1 CRISPR repeat array is annotated in these 310 nt (G+C 39.0%).

Annotated features, from left to right (window positions below):
- Positions 1 to 5: 5 nt before the first annotated feature.
- A CRISPR array of direct repeats spans positions 6 to 305; the repeat unit is 36 nt; unit sequence GTTTTAGAGCTGTGTTGTTTCGAATGGTTCCAAAAC.
- Positions 306 to 310: the final 5 nt, after the last annotated feature.

Raw genomic sequence — 310 nt, 5'->3', positions numbered from 1 at the left:
TCTGTGTTTTAGAGCTGTGTTGTTTCGAATGGTTCCAAAACTATCACGGAATGTTTTAGTTTTATCTCTGTGTTTTAGAGCTGTGTTGTTTCGAATGGTTCCAAAACACATAACCTCCGGTGCCAGTACCATGACCGGTTTTAGAGCTGTGTTGTTTCGAATGGTTCCAAAACATTTCCTGATTTTACCATAACATTTAGAGAGTTTTAGAGCTGTGTTGTTTCGAATGGTTCCAAAACATGAAATCTTCGGGAGAAGGCGTAATATCTGTTTTAGAGCTGTGTTGTTTCGAATGGTTCCAAAACCAGAC

The organism is Streptococcus plurextorum DSM 22810 (assembly GCF_000423745.1).
GTDB classification, from domain to species: domain Bacteria; phylum Bacillota; class Bacilli; order Lactobacillales; family Streptococcaceae; genus Streptococcus; species Streptococcus plurextorum.
Note: the sequence above shows the minus strand (reverse complement) of the source record. Positions and strands in the feature narration are given on the sequence as shown.